General features: G+C 54.2%; 13 protein-coding genes and 3 pseudogenes. 7 read left to right on the top strand and 9 right to left on the bottom strand.

What is annotated here, in order from left to right; all coding sequences use genetic code 11:
• Nucleotides 1–2: 2 nt before the first annotated feature.
• Nucleotides 3–926: a hydroxymethylglutaryl-CoA lyase gene (locus tag IEI95_RS09090; protein ID WP_194416321.1), complete on the top strand. Its 924-nt coding sequence runs from the start codon at nt 3–5 to the stop codon at nt 924–926.
• Nucleotides 927–1,440: 514 nt separating this feature from the next.
• On the opposite strand, the gene IEI95_RS09085 is transcribed toward IEI95_RS09090, so the two are convergent.
• Entirely contained in the window at nt 1,441–2,256 is an 816-nt protein-coding gene (locus IEI95_RS09085; RefSeq protein WP_156534458.1) for a MerR family transcriptional regulator, read from the bottom strand.
• A gap of 141 nt (nt 2,257–2,397) precedes the next feature.
• On the opposite strand from IEI95_RS09085, the gene IEI95_RS09080 reads away from it, so the two are divergent.
• A complete protein-coding gene (locus IEI95_RS09080) occupies nt 2,398–3,678 on the top strand; it encodes a 4-aminobutyrate--2-oxoglutarate transaminase (RefSeq protein ID WP_156534460.1) in 1,281 nt (426 codons plus the stop codon).
• A gap of 31 nt (nt 3,679–3,709) precedes the next feature.
• Here the strand turns inward: IEI95_RS09080 and IEI95_RS09075 are convergent, their stop codons facing one another.
• The 3 genes and pseudogenes from IEI95_RS09075 to IEI95_RS09065 all read right to left on the bottom strand — a co-directional run.
• Complete coding sequence (locus tag IEI95_RS09075; protein ID WP_156534462.1) at nt 3,710–4,030, bottom strand: hypothetical protein; 321 nt, start codon at nt 4,028–4,030, stop codon at nt 3,710–3,712.
• A 127-nt stretch (nt 4,031–4,157) separates the two neighbouring features.
• Nucleotides 4,158–5,257 (bottom strand): IS3 family transposase gene (locus tag IEI95_RS09070; RefSeq protein WP_420360065.1). Its coding sequence is split into 2 segments (ribosomal slippage): nt 4,158–5,005 and nt 5,005–5,257, totalling 1,101 coding nucleotides; the frame shifts between segments, so codons are not numbered across the junction.
• 82 nt (nt 5,258–5,339) lie between these two features.
• Nucleotides 5,340–5,459 (bottom strand): annotated as a pseudogene (locus IEI95_RS09065) (IS6 family transposase); the annotation flags it as partial.
• Nucleotides 5,460–5,817: 358 nt separating this feature from the next.
• On the opposite strand from IEI95_RS09065, the gene repA reads away from it, so the two are divergent.
• The 3 genes from repA (at nt 5,818) to repC (ending at nt 9,420) form a co-directional block, all read left to right on the top strand.
• Nucleotides 5,818–7,032: a plasmid partitioning protein RepA gene (repA, locus tag IEI95_RS09060; RefSeq protein ID WP_041699912.1), complete on the top strand. Its 1,215-nt coding sequence runs from the start codon at nt 5,818–5,820 to the stop codon at nt 7,030–7,032.
• Nucleotides 7,029–8,042 carry a plasmid partitioning protein RepB gene (repB, locus tag IEI95_RS09055; RefSeq protein ID WP_015918195.1) on the top strand — a complete coding sequence of 338 codons (1,014 nt, stop codon included), beginning with the start codon at nt 7,029–7,031 and terminating at the stop codon, nt 8,040–8,042. The genes repA and repB overlap by 4 nt, the downstream gene beginning before the upstream one ends.
• Nucleotides 8,043–8,205: 163 nt before the next feature.
• Nucleotides 8,206–9,420, top strand: a complete 1,215-nt coding sequence (gene repC / locus IEI95_RS09050) for a plasmid replication protein RepC (RefSeq protein ID WP_194416421.1) — start codon at nt 8,206–8,208, stop codon at nt 9,418–9,420.
• A gap of 319 nt (nt 9,421–9,739) precedes the next feature.
• Here repC and IEI95_RS09045 read toward each other — a convergent pair whose 3' ends face one another.
• Complete coding sequence (locus IEI95_RS09045; RefSeq protein ID WP_156537410.1) at nt 9,740–10,993, bottom strand: flavin-containing monooxygenase; 1,254 nt, start codon at nt 10,991–10,993, stop codon at nt 9,740–9,742.
• Between the two features lie 560 nt (nt 10,994–11,553).
• On the opposite strand from IEI95_RS09045, the gene IEI95_RS09040 reads away from it, so the two are divergent.
• The gene (locus IEI95_RS09040; RefSeq protein WP_194416320.1) at nt 11,554–13,260 is read left to right on the top strand and encodes a GGDEF domain-containing protein; all 1,707 of its coding nucleotides are present in this window, start codon (nt 11,554–11,556) and stop codon (nt 13,258–13,260) included.
• Nucleotides 13,261–13,701: 441 nt separating this feature from the next.
• On the opposite strand, the gene IEI95_RS09035 is transcribed toward IEI95_RS09040, so the two are convergent.
• From IEI95_RS09035 to IEI95_RS09020, 4 genes and pseudogenes are all read right to left on the bottom strand, one after another.
• Complete coding sequence (locus IEI95_RS09035; RefSeq protein WP_156537408.1) at nt 13,702–14,847, bottom strand: site-specific integrase; 1,146 nt, start codon at nt 14,845–14,847, stop codon at nt 13,702–13,704.
• 231 nt (nt 14,848–15,078) lie between these two features.
• Nucleotides 15,079–15,369 (bottom strand): annotated as a pseudogene (locus tag IEI95_RS09030) (IS3 family transposase); the annotation flags it as partial.
• Nucleotides 15,370–15,385: 16 nt separating this feature from the next.
• Nucleotides 15,386–16,462, bottom strand: a complete 1,077-nt coding sequence (locus tag IEI95_RS09025; protein ID WP_070167322.1) for an IS110 family RNA-guided transposase — start codon at nt 16,460–16,462, stop codon at nt 15,386–15,388.
• Between the two features lie 286 nt (nt 16,463–16,748).
• A pseudogene (locus IEI95_RS09020) lies at nt 16,749–17,994 on the bottom strand (IS3 family transposase); the annotation flags it as partial.
• Between the two features lie 42 nt (nt 17,995–18,036).
• Between IEI95_RS09020 and IEI95_RS09015 the strand changes: the two are divergent.
• The gene (locus IEI95_RS09015; RefSeq protein WP_156538401.1) at nt 18,037–18,315 is read left to right on the top strand and encodes a diguanylate cyclase domain-containing protein; all 279 of its coding nucleotides are present in this window, start codon (nt 18,037–18,039) and stop codon (nt 18,313–18,315) included.
• Nucleotides 18,316–18,341: the final 26 nt, after the last annotated feature.

Below are 18,341 nucleotides of genomic sequence, written 5' to 3'. Positions count from 1 at the left end.
TCATGCACCAAACCAGCGACGACAACATCGTCATTGTCGAGGTCGGCCCAAGAGACGGTTTGCAAAACGAAGCCGCTATTGTTTCGATCGATGTGAAGATCGAATTGGTGAAACGTCTGGCCAGAGCTGGCCTTGATCACATTGAAGCAACCGCTTTTGTGTCGCCAAAATGGGTTCCGCAAATGGCCGATAGTACCGATGTTATGACGGCTTGCGCCTCGGCAGGGGAGCTTTCGCATGTCACCCTCTCGGCCCTCACGCCCAATCTCAAAGGTTTCGAGGCCGCCATTGCTGCCGGAAGCCGCGAGGTGGCGGTGTTTGCCTCTGCCTCCGAGACCTTCTCCCGGCGCAACATCAATTGCTCGATTGACGAATCGTTCACGCGCTTCGAGCCCATTTTCGAGGCGGCGCGGGCCGTGGGGATTCCGGTGCGCGGTTATGTTTCCTGCGTTATTGCCTGTCCTTATGAGGGCGCGATTGATCCGCGTGCTGTCGCGCGCGTTAGTCGTCTTTTGCTGAAAAAGGGCGCGCGTGAAGTCTCCCTTGGCGACACAATCGGGGTTGGAACACCTGCGAAGGTCAAGCGCATGATTGAAGCGGTGGCGGCAGAGGCGCCCTTATCGGTGCTGGCAGGACATTTCCACGACACCTATGGCATGGGGATCGCCAATATTCAGGCCGCACTCGATGCGGGCATCCGTGTGTTCGACAGCTCCATCGGTGGCCTTGGCGGCTGCCCCTATGCCGCTGGCGCGGCTGGCAATGTTGCGACAGAGGAAGTGGTCTATCTGCTGCAAGACCTCGGCCTGTGCCGCGATATAAACCTGCCCAGACTGGCTGAAACCGCCGCATGGATCAGCCACATCACCGGACGAACGGACGTCTCGCGTGTAACAAAAGCTCTGATGGGCAGTTCAAAGAGCTGACATGGTCTCAGCCAGAGAACGATGCGCGGACCATTGTTGTGTCCGGGCAGACCCACGCATCCATAAATTTCAGAAAAAGCGGACGTGGCGAGCCTTGTTGAACGAATGGTATCGCGAAGTTATGTATAAATACGTGTTGTGCGCTCACGCGACGATTTTTCTACTCCATCCTTCAGAAAACGTCACTCGTTAGCTCGAGTTTAATGGCATTCACAAATGGGGTCGGAACAAGAGCAGTTCAAAACCCTGCGCTAAGGTTGAACGTGGCGTGAACTGCGTTACGAATTCCCAAAAGGGTCCACCCGCGGATCGTAAACTAAAGGCGGCAACGTGCATGGTAATCCCGCCGTTTTTAACGGGGGCTTGAGCCAACAAAGTCAGTCACAGAGCCGCTAGTGAGAAGACCCCTAGTGCACTAACGCCTCCGTTTGGATCGATGCACCAGTGGTCCGATTCCGACATTTGCCTCCGTCTCCATCACCCTCGAGAGCAAATCTCGGAATCTTAAGGACCACTAGAAGGTGGGCGGGGTATTAATCCAGATCAACGTGGCCTGCACGTCCGCCGGATTGCGCCAGGAATGCGGACGGCTGCTCTCAAAGTAAAAACTGTCGCCGGTCCGAAGATCATAAAACTGGTCCCCGTCGAGAACGATCTGCAGCGCTCCCGCAAGAACGAAGATAAATTCCTCGCCCTCATGCCGGTAAGCACCTTCGCTGGACGCGCCGGGTGCCAAATCAAACCGATGACATTCCATCTGCCGCGCCCCGGCGGCAAGTGAATGGATGGAAACGCCCATTGATGTCGTCGGCCATGTCATCCACTCGCCGTCACGCACCACTGAAGCGCTCTGTTGCTGGATTGGATGACCGTTCAGCTCGGCAACCGTCGTGCCGAAGTGCTTGGCGAGGTCGTGAAGAACGGTGATGGAAATACCCTGAGATGTGCGCTCGAACGTCGAAAGCTGTGAGACGGACGCTCCTGTCGCCCGGGCCACCGTATCCAGGGTTTGGTGTGACAGCCTGCGCATTTGCCGAACCCGCGTGCCAATCGCCGCCGTGTCCGTCACCGGTTCAGCCACGTCGAGCCCCTTCTGGCCCGTTTCAGGATGCCCCAGTTCCTCTTTAATGGCAGCCGGGTTCAGCCCTCTTTCGCTGCGCAACCAGGCAATCCTGGCAATGCGCTCTAGAACAGCCGAATCGTAAAGCCTCTGTCCGGATGGCGTGCGGGCTGGCTCGATCAGCCCCTGCTGTTCCCATAGCCTCAGAGTTGATTGCGAAACACCGGACATCCGGGCAGCTTCGGCGATTTTAAGGTGGGTGTTTTGCATCGTATTTCCAGCATGGCTTAAGTGCGTTGTTTTTTTCTAGCGGCTGTGTGATGGGCATTGCAAGTCTACCGAAAAAATGTAGAGATTTTCACGATATCATCATTGCAACTTCCGATAACCCCAGGCTCGAAGGTGTTTTCAATGCAGAATTCGCAACTCGCGGCACGCCGCACGAATGCCATCTCCCGCGGCGTCGGCGTGACGACCCAGATTTATGCCGAACGGGCCGAGAATGCCGAGATCTGGGATGTCGAAGGCCGCCGTTATATTGATTTTGCTGCCGGGATCGCCGTCGTGAATACCGGTCACCGACACCCCAAGGTGATCGCGGCTGTGAAGGCGCAACTCGATTGCTTCACTCATACCTGCCATCAGGTCATCCCCTATGAGAACTATGTGCGCCTTGCCGAGCGCCTCAACCAGGCAGTGCCGGGAAATTTCGAGAAGAAGACAATTTTTGTGACGACCGGCGCCGAGGCGGTCGAGAACGCCGTCAAGATCGCCAGGGCGGCAACCAACCGTTCTGCGGTTATCGCCTTCACCGGCGCCTTCCATGGACGCACCTTCATGGGCATGACGTTGACCGGCAAGGTTACCCCCTACAAGGTCGGCTTCGGGGCGATGATGCCGGATGTCTTCCATGTCCCCTTCCCGGTCGAACTGCATGGTCAGACGATGGAGGATTCGTTGGCTGTGCTCGACAAGCTCTTTAAGGCTGATGTCGATCCGGAGCGCGTTGCAGCCTTCATCATCGAACCCGTGCAAGGCGAAGGTGGATTTTACGAAGTACCCCGACTTTTCATGCAGAAGCTGCGTCAGATTGCCGACAAGCACGGCATCCTGCTGATCGCGGATGAAGTCCAGACCGGCTTTGCGCGCACCGGCAAGCTTTTCGCCATGGAGCATTTCGGCGTCGTTGCCGATATCACCACAATGGCCAAGGGCCTTGGCGGCGGCTTCCCCATCGCGGCGGTCACTGGCCGGGCAGACATCATGGACGCACCGGGTCCAGGTGGTCTCGGCGGCACCTATGGCGGCAATCCGATTGGCATTGCAGCCGGCAATGCCGTCCTCGATGTAATCGAGGAAGAGCAACTGGCAGATCGCGCCACGTCGCTCGGCAACCGCCTTAAGCAAAGACTTCATTCCCTGTCCGATGCCGTGCCTGAGATCGCCGACATCCGCGGTCCCGGCTTCATGAACGCCGTGGAATTCAACCTGCCCGGTTCCAAGACACCGAATGCCGATTTTACCAACAAGGTACGGACTATAGCGCTGGAAAAAGGGCTGATTCTTCTGACCTGCGGCGTCTATGGCAATGTCATCCGCTTTCTGGCCCCCCTGACGATCGACGAGAAAACCTTCAGCGAAGCGCTCGATATCCTTGAAGAGACATTGCGCGCCTGCACCAGGAATAGTTGACGCTATAATGCCCGGCAGGCGCCTGCCAGGCTCAAGGGATCAGAGTTGGCTTAGGCATCGGACCGAAAAGTGGGAACCGGTTTTCGGTCCGATGCTCTAGGGCGAGCGGGTATCCGGCAAGCTGCAAGAATGTCTGGGCAATCTCGAATGCAACCTCTTTATCGATGCCCATCTCATCCAGAAACTGTTGCTGGAGGTCTGCTTTCACTTCGGAATAGAATGAGAATGCCGAAGCATCGACATTCTCAACACTCGCGAAATCGGAAATTTTGGATGCGAGTTGCGCAGCCGAAAGGTCCGTCCCGTAAGGGGCGTTCACAGTCGACAGTACCTTAAACGCAACGCTCGACATTGTTATCACCACCATTTCCAATCAACTATATAAGACCTAACCGTAAAAACGCAGGAAACACCGCAGACGCAGTGACGTGCACCCCGGTTTTGGGCCAGCGGGAGCTGGAATTTTCCAGGGTTAAGGCTCAGGTTGGCGTGGGTGCCGATGAGCCGTTCAAGAGCGAAATCGGCACCTTGTTGCCGATCGCGCTGTGTGGCCGGAACTCGTTATAGTCTCTACGCCAATCCTCCATCTTTGAGCGGGCGTCGTCAAGGCTCATAAACCAGTGGGCGTTCAGGCACTCTGCCCGGAACTTGCCATTAAAACTCTCGATGTAGCTGTTGTCCGTCGGCTTGCCCGGCCGCGAGAAGTCAAGCACGACGCCTCTATGATAGGCCCACAGATCGAGGTCACGAGAGATGAATTCGCTGCCGTTGTCCACCCGAATGGTGGCCGGGTAACCGACCTGCCGGCATACGCGTTCGAGGGTCTGCATGACGTCTTCCCCTTTATAGCTGAAGCGGGCATCTACCGCCGGAAAGAAGCGCGAGAAGGTATCGACAACCGTGAGAACCCTGATCTTGCGACCTGTGGCCAGTTGGTCATGCACGAAATCCATGGCCCAGACGTCGTTCGAACGGGTGGCTGCGGTGCGGTGCGATCGCAGCTTTGCTTTGACGCGCCGTTTTGGCACCTTGTTGCGCAGTTGCAGGTCCATCTCCTTGTAAAGACGATAGATTCTCTTCGGATTCACCACCCAGCCGTCACGCCTGATCAAGACATGCACACGACGATAGCCATAACGTACCCGCGTCTGGCAGATATCCTTGATCTTCAGCTTCAGTTCGGCCTGATCGCCACGCTTGGACTTGTAGACATAAAGGGACCGGTCGATCTTCAGGACGGAGCATGCGCGTCGGATCGAAACCTTCCAGTCCGTCTTGATCCTGTCGACAAGATGACGCTTGCCGTCAGGCCTCAGAGCTTTTTTGACAGCACATCCTGGAGCATGGCCTTGTCTAAAGAGAGATCGGCGACGATCCGCTTCAGTTTGGCATTTTCCTCTTCCAACTGCCGCAGGCGCTTCATCTCTGACGGCATTAGGCCAGCGTATTTTTTGCGCCAGTTATAAAACGTAGCGTCCGAAATCCCCGCCTTGCGGCAGACCTCGCCAATGGGCGGTCCATCATGAGCCTGCTTCAACACAAACGCGATTTGCGCTTCCGTAAACTTCGACGCTTCCATCGAATTCTCCTCTTCTTCCCAAAAGGAATCATAAGTGGAAAATTCCAGTTCTAAATGGCACAATTTATCGGGGGCACGTCAAAGCCAGCAAGTCCTCAACCATTCGCAGGTTTAGAGGGAAACGGAAATAGAGCCACACAGCGTGGGCAATGACGTCAGCGGGGAAGCGATGCCGACGATAGAGTGGATCACGGTCTGTCATGACCCGTCATTCGCACATCAAGTTCCACATTCCGTTAAGTTGACGATGCCGCTAAAGGCACTGATTCTAGAGAGCCGATGGGGCGGTTAGGTGGCAAAACGTCGCTACATCTGTGCAAAACAACTGTCCGACCCTGCAGATCTGCATTTTGTTAAAGCTAGCACTAGGGTTTAGAATCTGCCTAAATATCAGATAACAATTGTGAAATTGGCAGGAACGCTCAACGCAGCGAAGACACGTTAACCTTTTACCAACCTTAAACTCCTTGCTCGAAAATCCGAATCGGCGCTAATAATCAATGGCGAAATTTTACTGGTTTCGCGGAATTTAGCGCCGATAGCAAAAAATGGGTTTTGACATGGCGAAGATCGCCCCGAAAACTGATGCCGTGATTGAGGGGTTGACTGCCTTGATGGAGCGTCACGCTGACGCGCTTTCCAGCCAGTTGCAAGCACATCATTTGAAAGTTTTCCCGCCGACCTCCGAAAAGGGGATTAGGTCCTTCGGCCCGTCTGAAGCGTCCAAGTTGCTTGGCGTTGGGGAGTCTTATCTACGACAGATTGCTTCGGAAATGCCAGAGTTGAATGTCAGCATGAGCCCTGGGGGCCGGCGCATTTTCTCGATTGAAGATATCCACGTGATCCGCAAACATATGGACCAGATTGGTCGTGGAAACCGTCGCTATCTTCCGCATCGTCGAGACGGGGAGCAGCTTCAAGTCATTTCTGTGATGAATTTCAAAGGTGGCTCGGGCAAAACGACGACCGCTGCGCATTTGGCTCAATATCTCGCAATGCGTGGTTACCGAGTGCTTGCTATCGATCTCGATCCTCAGGCAAGCCTGTCTGCGCTCTTTGGCAGCCAACCGGAGACGGATGTCGGTCCAAACGAGACTCTCTATGGCGCCATCAGATATGATGATGAGCAAGTGCCGATCGAACAGGTCGTTCGGGGAACATATATTCCGGACCTTCATCTCATTCCCGGCAATCTCGAACTTATGGAATTTGAGCATGACACTCCCCGTGCCTTGATGAAGCGCAAGGAAGGCGACACGCTCTTCTATGGCCGCATCAGTCAAGCGATTGAAGACATTGCAGATAATTATGATGTCGTCGTCATCGATTGCCCTCCGCAACTTGGTTACCTCACGCTTTCAGCATTGACGGCTGCAACATCTATCCTAGTTACGGTTCACCCTCAGATGCTCGATGTGATGTCAATGAACCAATTTCTGGCAATGACCTCGAACTTGTTGAGGGAAATTGAGAGCGCCGGTGCTGAGTTCAAGTTCAATTGGATGCGCTATCTTATCACTCGTTTCGAGCCGAGTGATGGGCCACAAAATCAAATGGTTGGCTATCTCAGGTCTATTTTCGGTGAGAACGTCCTCAATTTTCCAATGCTCAAAACGACGGCTGTCTCAGACGCGGGCCTGACAAACCAAACCCTTTTTGAAGTGGAACGCGGTCAGTTTACCCGATCAACCTATGATCGCGCCTTGGAGGCTATGAACGCTGTCAATGATGAGATCGAATCTCTTATCAAAAAAGCATGGGGTAGAACCACATGAGCCGGAAGCACATCCTTGGCGTCTCGACGGATGCCCAAGACGCTAAGCCCTCTGACAACCGGGCAGGTAAAACGCGGTCAATGCCGCTTCTTGGGGTCGCCAGAAAGGAACGCGACCCGGCAACAAAGCTGACTGCGAATATCGGAAACGCACTGCGTGAGCAGAATGACAGGTTGAGTCGCGCTGAAGAGATAGAGCGGCGTCTTGCTGAAGGCCACGCGGTTATCGAATTGGATGTCTCGACGGTAGATCCATCCTTCGTGCAGGACCGAATGCCTGGCGACATCGACGGACTTCTCGAATCGATTCGAGAGCAGGGCCAGCAGGTGCCAATCCTCGTGCGCCCTCACCCGGATCAGCCGGGCCGATATCAGGTGGGCTTCGGTCACCGTCGGCTTCAGGCCGTTTCAGAATTAGGTCTTCCGGTCAAAGCGGTTGTTCGCGATTTGACGGACGAACAATTGGTCATTGCACAGGGCCAGGAGAATAATGAACGCCAGGATCTCACCTTTATTGAGAAAGCACGTTTTGCACATCGCCTGAATAAGCAATTTTCACGCGAAATCGTTATTGCCGCGATGTCGATCGATAAGAGTAACCTGTCGAAGATGCTTTTGCTGGTCGACACCCTGCCCCCGGAGCTGATCGATGCAATCGGCCCCGCACCAGGGGTCGGACGACCAAGCTGGCAGCAACTAACGGAACTTATCGAAAAGGCCCCCTCGCCTTCTGACGTATCGAAATACGCGCTATCGAATGAAGTGCAAGCGCTGCCATCTGCGGAGCGGTTCAAGGCGGTGTTGGTCAGCCTTAAGCCTCCGCGGGTCTCTCGCGGACTTCCGGAGATTATGTCGACCCCTGATGGGGATCGATTGGCTCAGGTTTCGCAAAGCAAATCCAAATTGGAAATCACGATAGACAGAAAGGCGACGCCTGATTTCGCCGCCTTCGTCATTGATCACTTGCCTGCGCTTTATCAGGCGCACCGAGCACAGAACCAGAAGAAATAAGGAGAGTAGTCAGCAAAAGAAAAGAGCTCCCCCAACGTCGCCGTCGTGGAAGCCCTTCTGTCTCTCTAGCAAGAACAGAATCGCATTTCCTCGAATCCTCGTCAAGAGTTTTTGCGCCATTTTGGTGAGTGATTTTCTTTTGCCTGCTGAAAGGTAAAAGATGATGAAGACTGGAAATGTAACGACGCCCTTCGGGCGGCGGGGTATGACGCTTGCGCTGGTGCGTCGGCAGGTCGCCACAAGCGACATTAAGCCGGGCAAACGTGCGGATAAATGGAAAATATTCAGGGATGCCTCAGCCGCAATGGACTTGCTTGGGATACAATCCAACAGTCTTGCGGTTCTCGATGCCTTATTGAGCTTTTATCCGCAAAATGAACTGCGGCAGGATGCACAGCTTGTTGTTTTTCCCTCCAATGCTCAACTTGGTCTTCGGGCGCACGGCTTGGCCGGGGCGACTTTACGCCGGCATATTGCCGTGCTTGTCGATGCAGGTCTGATCGTTCGTAAAGATAGCGCCAATGGAAAACGCTACGCGCGTAAGGATAATGCCGGTCAAATCGAGCAGGCATTTGGCTTCGATTTATCACCCCTTCTCGCGCGCTCAGAGGAGCTCGCGATGATGGCACAACAGGTGATGGCTGATCGCGCCACCTTTAGAAAAGCCAAGGAAAGCCTTACCATTTGCCGCCGAGATGTCCGCAAGCTGATCACGGCGGCGATCGAGGAGGGCGTGCAAGGTGACTGGCACGAGATCGAATGCGCTTATATCTCTCTCGTCGGCAAAATATCCAGAACCCCGGCTCTTTCTGAGGTCACATTGGTTTTAGATGAGATGAACAATCTTAAGAGAGATATCGTTAAGCGACTGGAAAAACAGGTTAATTCAGAAAAAAATAGCACCAATGCCGCTCAAACTGAGCGGCACATACAGAATTCAAATACCAACTACACACATGAATTTGAACCTCGCTCTCGAAAAGAGCAAGAAGCGTCGAAGGAGCAAGACAATCCGTCTAAAAGACTGCCGATAAAGTCGTTTCCGCTTGGAATGGTTTTGAAGGCCTGCCCTTCGGTTGGGGATTACGGACCAGATGGAAAGATCGCAAATTGGCGTGACTTAATGACAGCTGCGGTGGTGGTTCGGTCTATGTTGGGAGTAAGTCCGTCCGCCTATCAGGAAGCTTGCGAAATCATGGGGCAAGAGAATGCGGCAACCGCCATTGCATGTATTTTAGAGCGTGCAAATTTTATCAATTCGGCAGGAGGTTATCTGCGCGATCTAACCCGTCGGTCACAGCAGGGAGAATTTTCTCTAGGGCCTATGATGATGGCTTTGTTAAGGACCAACGGAGAAGCGGGTATGAAGACCGGGTAAAAGATTGAATGAATCCTCCAAAAGGAGGCGGATTGGAGTCAAAATGCGTGCAATTGAGCGGGTGATTTGGTGGTCAGCTGACCACCAACATAAGTAATTGAAAGAGAAAGGTTTTTTCAATGCCGTTTGGAAACCCAGATTGTGAGTGATTATTTACACGAAAAATGCGGATTGCGGTGAAATTGGTCGGTGTAAGCGGGATATTGCGCTTCTGCCTTGATCATCATAATAGAAAAAGAGTGCAGATTTTTTGCGGTATCTCTAATCCGAATACATCCACACCACTATTCTGGCGGCGGGGCAAGACGTCAAAATAAGATCAGGCCTGCGGCATATACGCCAGGTAGTTATCTTGAATGGTGATGTGATCGGCCAAGTGCTTGGCATCATGCCAGACGCCCCAGATGAAACTGGAGGCGCGCCCGGAAAGTCCGGGAAGACCGAGGAAGTAGAGGCCTCTCTCAGAAGAGACGCCTCGATGATGTCTAGGGCGACCCGCTTCGTCGAAGGCCTTCACTTTCAACCAGCTATAGTCGGACCTGAAGCCGGTGGCCCAGATGATGGTGGTGATGCCTGCCGCGGTAAGATCCAGTTCGAGAATAGGATTAGTAATACAATCGGCCGTTGGACCAAGAATGCGGGCTTCCGGCTCTTGCGGAAGGTTGAGACCGTTCAATGCAACGAAAGCATCCGCCTCGTCGAGCAGTGATAGATAGGTCTGGTCACCACGATCGAGATTGTTGGCAAGGTCTTCAGCGAAGGATAATTTGCTGTTCTTAAAATTTTCGGTCATGCCAACCAGAACCATTCCTTGTGCTGCAAGCCGACGGAAGTCGATAGTTTCTCCGCCTCGCGCACCACTGACAGCGACCGTAACATGGTTGCTTGTCTTCAATTCCTGCACCTGGGCATCCCATTTGCCGAGAACACCAAGCCACCAGGCGCAGTCATACCCGCGATAGGTGCGTGGAGGACGATCATGCGGACCAACCGAGAGATAAGTTTTGCGGCCCACTCGCATGAGTTCCTCCGCAATCTGCACTCCCGACGAGCCAGCGCCAATCACGAGAACGGCCCCCTCCCCGAGCTGGTGAGGATTGCGGTATTCGCTGGAATGTATTTGATTGATATTGGCGGTTGGCGGAACGATTGGCGGGATATTCGGCAACTGGAACGGACCGGTCGCCACAACGACGTAGCGTGCTTCGATCACTCCGTTAGCTGTCTCCACGCGGAAACCCGGGCGACCGCCTAGACGCTCGACTTGAGTTACCTCGGTTCCACTGCGTATTGGTGCGTTGTATTTTTTTGCATAGGCCTCAAAATAGTCAGCAACGCCTTCTTTGGGAACAAACGCATCGGCATTGCCGGGAAACGTCAGGTTTGGAAAACGATCGTGCCAAGCCGGACCATTGGCGACCAGAGAATCCCAACGCATGGAACGCCAGCGCTCTGCTATCCTCCCTTTTTCAAGGACAAGGTGTGCCACATTGTTCCTGGTCAGATGCTCACTCATAGCGATGCCCGCCTGGCCAGCGCCGACGACGAGTGCATGTATTTTTTCGACAGGCATTGTTTCGTCCTTTCTATAAATTGAAGTGTGTGCTGGCCGCTGGAGTGCGGTGTTGCCGAGAGCCGAAGCATTGGTGGCAGGGCCAACGAGGATTCTTATTGCTGTGGCTGTAGGGGTAAATTTGGCTGCGTTATTCGTTTTTCTCGGTCGTCGGGCACCTCATTAAGTCGGCATCCCTCGCCTCTGCGGATGCTCGCCAAGGCAGTCTCCATCTCTTCTTCTTTGGACGTTAGCTGTTTACGAATAGTCGGCTGATGTGGGCTATCATACAACTCTATGATGATAGTGGACCGAAATCTCAATCTGGTAGAAGCTCTTAGGTTGGTATGAGCGATATACAAAGAGAGGAAATTTTTGGCGAGATTAACAACGCAGTAAAAGACGAGGGGAGGAGAAGTCTGCGCGCCGGTGAGCAGTCGATGCTTACGTAAGTTCGCAATGCCCAATCGCAAGGAACTTGAGAAGGGGCCTTGTGAAAAATAGAGGCTTTAGGATTCCCTTAAATCGATCTCTGCTAAATTTGCTGGGTATTCTGTCTGATCGTTGCGCAAGATGAGCTGATGATATTGAACCACCAGTTTGGCAATCGGAAAAATAGTTTTGATTTGGACGCTGCAGCCGCGCTGGATGAAGCATGGGACCTCGCTTGCAAGGGGCGTTCCGTTCGCGCATTTTCTTTAGCAAATTCAGTTTTGGCTTCGGCAGAACAGCGCGGTGATCAAGGTCTTATAGCGGGCAGTTCTCAGCAGTGTGCCTGGTATTGCTTTCAACTTGGTGAGACAGAGACGGGGCTAGTATACGTAGAGAAAGCAATTTCTCTGTGGAAGTCCCTTGAAGAGCCAGTGCTTGAGGCACAAGCTCTTAGTATCGGTGCTTGGCTGCATCTGGAACTCGATAATCTAGAGCAGGCTGTCGAGTTTGCCGCAGAAGCACTCAACATTGCCGACCAAAGCGGTAATCTCCGATCTCGGTCTTTGGCTATAAATGTGATTGGCGTGATATTCTGGATGACGCGTCAACCATCTCTCGCTGTTGACTATTGCAGTCGTGCCGTGGAGCTAGCCCGAGAGGCATACGATATTACATTCGAATGTTGGTGGTTGATTAATCTCGGTGGAGCGCATGCAGAGGATGCTTATCTCGCTCAGGAAGCCGATAATCAAAAATTCGAAACGTCGATTAGCAGCGCAATAGATATTACGAAACAAGCGCTCAGCCTCGCTCAATCACTTAAAGACGCCTGGGCCGAGAGGTTGTGTATCGCAAATTTAGCAGAGTATTTTAATGCGGTTGAGGCTTTTTCCGCCGCCGAAATGTTATTGGAGCGGTACCGTGACATTCCGGGAGACGATTATGTCCGCGGTGAGGGGCATTATCTGGTTACACTGGGAAGCACGCTCGTTTCGTTAAAGCGCTACGAAGAGGCATTGGTGCCACTTGAGCAGGCCCACTTGCTTGCCGGGGAAAATTTCAATCTTGAGACCTTAATGCATGCCTGTCTGTCTCTTTCAAAGGCTCATGAGTATCTTGGAGCATTCGAGTCTGCGCTGGATTTTCATAAAAAGTATCACAAGCTCCATCAGCAGTTCACTGCGGAGCGGATCCAGCAAAATGCCCGTATGGCGGAGATCCGTTATGAAACGAAAAAACTCAAAGCAATGCTTGATACAGAGGCAGAGCGCTCTGCAGAAATTGCCCGGTCATTAGAGGCCCTTCAGCAGCAAACCAATGTCCTGACCGAAGCGGCGAATACGGACCCGCTGACAGGGCTTTCCAATCGGCGGCATTTGGAGACGATAATATCTGACATTAATACTCAAAGCGCGAGTTATGCGCTGGCGATCCTTGATGTCGATCACTTCAAGAAAATCAATGATACGTTTTCCCATATTATTGGTGATCGTGTGCTTGTGCAAATCGGGACACTGGTCAAAGTTGTTGTTCGTGAAACAGATATCGCAGTTCGCTTCGGTGGCGAAGAGTTCGTCATACTTATGACGGACCTAACACCCGCCCACGCGGAAAGGGTTTCCGAAAGACTGCGAATGACAATTACCAACTTTGACTGGTCCGAAATTGCCGATGGGCTGAATGTGTCCGTCAGTATCGGAGTGGCAATGTCAGACGATGCAGTCGACGCCGAAGCGGTTTTGCAACTGGCGGATCGGCGCCTTTATTGGGCAAAGCAGACCGGTAGAAATAGAGTTGTTTGTTTTCTGCCGTCTGGAAATCGGTTTGAACAAACGACCAGCGCGATTACGGATTGAGGAAGCGATCCGATTTTGCGGACTGCCTCTTAGCCTTCGCGACGTTGCTTTTCTCTTGCCATGAATCTCCGCTTCCGCCGGAGTGAAAATGCGTACGGAATCCCGTACAAAACCCGCCATGGCGCACTCGATTTTATGTCATCAATAACCGAAACCGCTAATCCGCTATCATGCAAGGCTAAAAGCTCGGGGTGTGGCGTGGAAAGGGATTTCGACGCGATGAGCGGGATAAACCATTATGATCTTCGGTCGTGAGGGGACTATGCCGAGGTGCATTTTTGCAGGTGGCCGAATTGGACCAGCAGTCGCAATTGCAATGCAAAATCCTGGTGAAACAACCGGTCTGAATCGGGTTCGTGGCCGAAAAATGCTATTTTCACGGGCTAAACATTGTGATCAGCAATTCACGGGATGCGAATTTTCTGGTTCAAACGAACAAAATTAAAGCCCCGCGGCTTTGGTCAAATTGACCCTGAAACGATCCCTTCTCCGCTGGTACCTGCGGGTCATCTCGGCTGAGGCATGACCGAGTTGCTTCTGGATATAGCGTTCGTCGACTTCGGCGGAGGAGGCGAGACCGGCGCGCAGGGAATGGCCGGAGAATTTGAAGGCGCGTTCAATCTCGCTGAGATCGCCACGAACCCCGGCAGCCATGGCAGCCCGTTTCACCAGCCTTGCCACTTCCTTATCGTTCAAACGGTTTGGCCCAATGGACTTGCCTTGCCCGGTAACGCGGCGGAAGAGGGGGCCATGGGCAAGTCTGGCAAAGGTGATCCAGCTTTCGACAGCGACCACCGGGCAGGTGGCGCCGGAGGATCCTCGGCCGATTTCGACCTCGCGCCACCCGGTCTTGCCGCGCAGGGTGACGAGAATGCCTTTGTCGAATATTTCAATCCAGCCGCGCCCGTCTTCGGTTTGGTCAGCCTTGATGTCGAGACCGACAATCTCGGACCGCCGCAGACCACCGGCATAACCGATTAGCAGCATGGCCCGATCGCGCAAACCTCTCAGCGTTCCCCGATCGAGTGTCTCGATCATGGCAATGATATCCTCGGCCAGCACCGCTTCCTTCTGCACGGGCGGCCGGGCGTGGCTGTTTCGAATACCAGCCATGACGGTGGCGATATGCCGATTCTTGCGATCGAGCGTGAGTCCGCGCTGCGCGTAGTTCCAAGACAATGAGGAGAGGCGACGCTCAACGGTCGAAACCGCGTTTGTCTTGGTGCCACGCGTCGGTGTTCCAACGGCATTGCTTGAGGCGCAGGCGGTGATATAGAGGCCAACGGTCTGCGGGTCCGGGGGGAGGGGGGCTAAATTCAAACGCCGGCACCACGCGGAAAAATGCTTCCAATCGGAGGCGTAGGCTTTACGCGTGTTGGCAGAACGTGCCGCCTCCACATAATCGCGGGCGCGGCTCGCCAGGCTGTTGAGATGGGCCGGTGTCTGGTCCACACCAACAGGAGAGGGGAGGGGGCTGTCGTGCGGCACCTGCGGCGTGCAAACATCCCCCCCAGCCGCCGTGCTGAGAGACGGCACAGGGCTCTCCTTGAGGTGAATTTCGCTGTTCTGCTCGATGATGTGGGTCATTTCTCTATAATGAGCATAATGACCGATAATGCAAGATTATCGGACATATTTATTTGATGACGATGCGTGCGGTTTAGCCATATTTTCTTTGCAGAACTGCACACTATATTTGCACTCTGGCGCATGGATTCGCTCGCGCCCTCCGCACCAAATACACCTGCTTGGTCGCCCCGCTGTTGATTTTCACTGGGAATTGACCCACCGGGGGTGCGGATAAAAAGTTGGACTGCTTCATAATAACAGGCCGAGGCTTTTACGATATTCGACCGGGCTGAGGGATCCCAGCGATATCTTGATACGCTTCTCATTGTACCATCGGATATAGGCATCCACCTCAGCCACGAACTGTTCGATTGTGATGGCCTTCCAGTCTCGTGGATAGAAGAGCTCGGTTTTCAACCGACCGAAGAACCCTTCGCACGCGGCGTTGTCTTGCGAGCAACCCTTTCGGGACATCGAGCGAACCAGCCTTGCTTCGCTGATACGGGTTAACCAGCCGGGCCATCGATAATGGGCTCCGCGGACGCCCTTCTAAGAGTCAAGCCGCGATTTGGCTTTGGTTGATTTCCCTGTGCCGCCGCATGATGATGGCGAAGACTTCGCGGGCGATGTAGCGTTTGAGGCAGCGAATTGCCTCGAGCTTCGATTTTCCGGCTGCGATCCGTCGGGCGACGTAGTCCTGCGTGCGTGCATCCAATCGAAGCCTCCCAATGGCGATGATGTGGATGGCACTGTTTGCTGCGCGATCCCCACCCCTGTTCAACCTGTGCCGAACCGTTTTTCCGGAAGAAGCGGGGACGGGGCTGACGCCGCACAATGCGGCGAAGCTCGCCTCGGACTTCAACCGGTCGGAGTTATCGCCCGCCGTGAGAAGCAACTGCGCCGCACTGTTCACGCCGATTGCGGTTTGAGCAAGTAGTTCAGGAGCGAGATCCTTGACGATGGCCTCAATCATGTCGTCGAGATCGGCGATCTCGTCATGGAGTTCGAGATAACGCCGCGCCAGAGACTTGAGAGAGATGCGGTAGGCTTCCTCGACCTGGCGATACGCAGTGAGGTCAGGTCTGCCGGCTGCGAGCGTACGGATCAATTGCATCCGCGTCATGCTGCGCAGCGGATCGCGGATTTTGTCCGGTGCGCAGACGATGGTCATCTGGATCATCTGCAGGGCAATACGGCGCGCCTGAATAGCGGTTTTGCGGCAAACCCTTAGGATGCGTAAACTTTCTACCATGCCGTCCCTGCTGCGTGGCGTTACGGTGTGCCGTCTCGCAAAGGCTGCGTGGGCCGCACTTTCTGCGTCGAAGTTGTCATTCTTGCCGCGCCGGCGGCGGTCGAGTTTGTCAGGTGCGGTGACCTCCAGAATCTCGACACCTGCGGTTTGCATGTAGCGCAGCAACCCCGCGCCGTAGCTGCCAGAGCATTCGATCCCGACCCGCTGGAGATCCCCGAACGATCGCATCCAAGCCAGCATCAAGCGATAGCCGTGTCGGGTTGTCGGGAAGCTCTCGGTACCGAGAACGCGGTCGCGATGATCAACGACTGCCGCGACATGCAAGTCCTTGTGTGTATCGACGCCACCAATGACGTGAGTTTCTGCTCGGTGTTCAGCCATCTAATTATCCTCTCCTGCGGCATGAGAATTATTTGCCTGAAGGATGCCGGGACAGGACAGTCATGGGACCGGATGGTCATGCCCTTCTTGGGTCACAGCAGCACCTTTGAGGCAAGGCCTCACCGCAGGGCGTTCCCGGATGATCGACAGGTCCGCGGAAAGACACATATTGGGTCGATCGGAGTGAGGGTCAGATCATACCGGGAAGCCTTGCGGCACCAGCCCAGAGAATGGTCGAACGGTGTTTGAGTCAAACCACCTGAAAACTGGTATCAATCATATGACTATCAGAATGGATGATTGGCCGTTCCTCGCCGTTGGCGACGGTTCCGATGGCTGCATCCAGCATGGTGTTGACGAGACCCGCATCTGGTTGGGTTCCGATCGACCAGCTGATGACCATGCCGTCAAAGCAGTCGATGATGGGCGAAAGGTACACCTTGCCAGCTGGGATCTGGAACTCGGTGATGTCTGTCAGCCACTTCACGTTCGGCGCTTTTGCATGGAAGTCGCGATTGATCAGGTTCTCGGGCGCTGGACTGATCTCTCCCAGATAGGATCCAAACCGCCGTCGACGCGGCCTGGCAACGACCAACTTCTCCTGCTTCATCAATCGCTGAACAACCTTTTCCGAGATTATCACGCTCTGTCTGGCCAGCGACGCCTGCAGTCGTCGATAACCGTAACAACGACGGTTCGCTTCAAAGATCTCCGCTAGGCTGTGGCGGACGGCGGCATACTTGTCTGCCAGGCACATGCGGGCGCGATGGTAGAAGTAGGAGCTGCGGGCAATCCGAAGCTGGGCAAGCAGCTCTGGCAAGCGATAAACTTCCTTAAGGGCGTCAATCAGTTGTGTCTTCTCCCGATTACTCAGGATCTGCAGATCGACGCCCAGGTCTTTTTTTAGGAGTTCGTTGGCCTTCTTCAGGAGATCATGCTCGAGTTGTAACTGGCGGACATCACGCTGGAGGGCTTCAAGCTGTCGCTCGAGCTCTTCACGTTCAGGCACCTTGGGGTTGGATTTGCGGCGTTTCATGGATGAGGGAGCCTCGTGACCGAGCAGCTGATCTTTCCAGCTGTACAATGTCGGCCTTGAGACGCCCAGTCGGTCAGCGACCTGTTGAGCGCTTTCATCTCCACTGCATAATCCGATGACCCCCGCTTGCCGGACCTCCTCGCAATAGCCAGGGTGCCACGATCGACCGACCATCGGTCCGCGCCTCCGGAAACGCCTCACGAACCCATGCGGTTAGAGTTCCTCGACCGGGATAGCCGAGCGCCCTCATCGTCGAAGAGATGCAACGATCGTGAGTGCGGTAATGCTCAAGGGCAGCCTGCTTTTGAGCCTCGGAAAACTTTGGCGGTCGCGCTACCGCCTGAACACGCAGGTCGTGATTCTCGACGTACTCGCGGTACCAGCCCCTCAGGGCATTTTTCGTGGGATAACCCAACTGGCGAATGGTCGCCTTGAGCCGCTTGCCAAGTCGGATATAGAGCTCAACAGCTCGAAGTCTGTCTGCGTAGGAATACATGAACTACCTCCTGGTGGTCCAAGTTTTCGTCCGCACCCCCTTATGCGCCTAACCGGCTCAGTTCCGCGTGGAAACCAACAGTTCCTGGTCATTGCGCCGGAAACGGGGCCTGACGCGGCGAAGATGCTTGGCGAGCGAATGCGGCAGCGCATCTTTCTGGAAGCAATCGTCTTGCCCGACGGCAGATCGATTAACACGACGGCAAGTTTTGGGGTCGCATCGCTTTCACTCAATAATGATAGGGGTGACCTGCTTCAGAGAACGGATGATGCTCTTTATGCTGCAAAGTCCAATGGAAGAAATCAAGTCTATCTCGCTTGACTTCGCGCTTGGCCGGCAAACTCGTA

The sequence above is a fragment of the Agrobacterium vitis genome, assembly GCF_014926405.1.
GTDB lineage: Bacteria > Pseudomonadota > Alphaproteobacteria > Rhizobiales > Rhizobiaceae > Allorhizobium > Allorhizobium vitis_H.
Note: the sequence above shows the minus strand (reverse complement) of the source record. Positions and strands in the feature narration are given on the sequence as shown.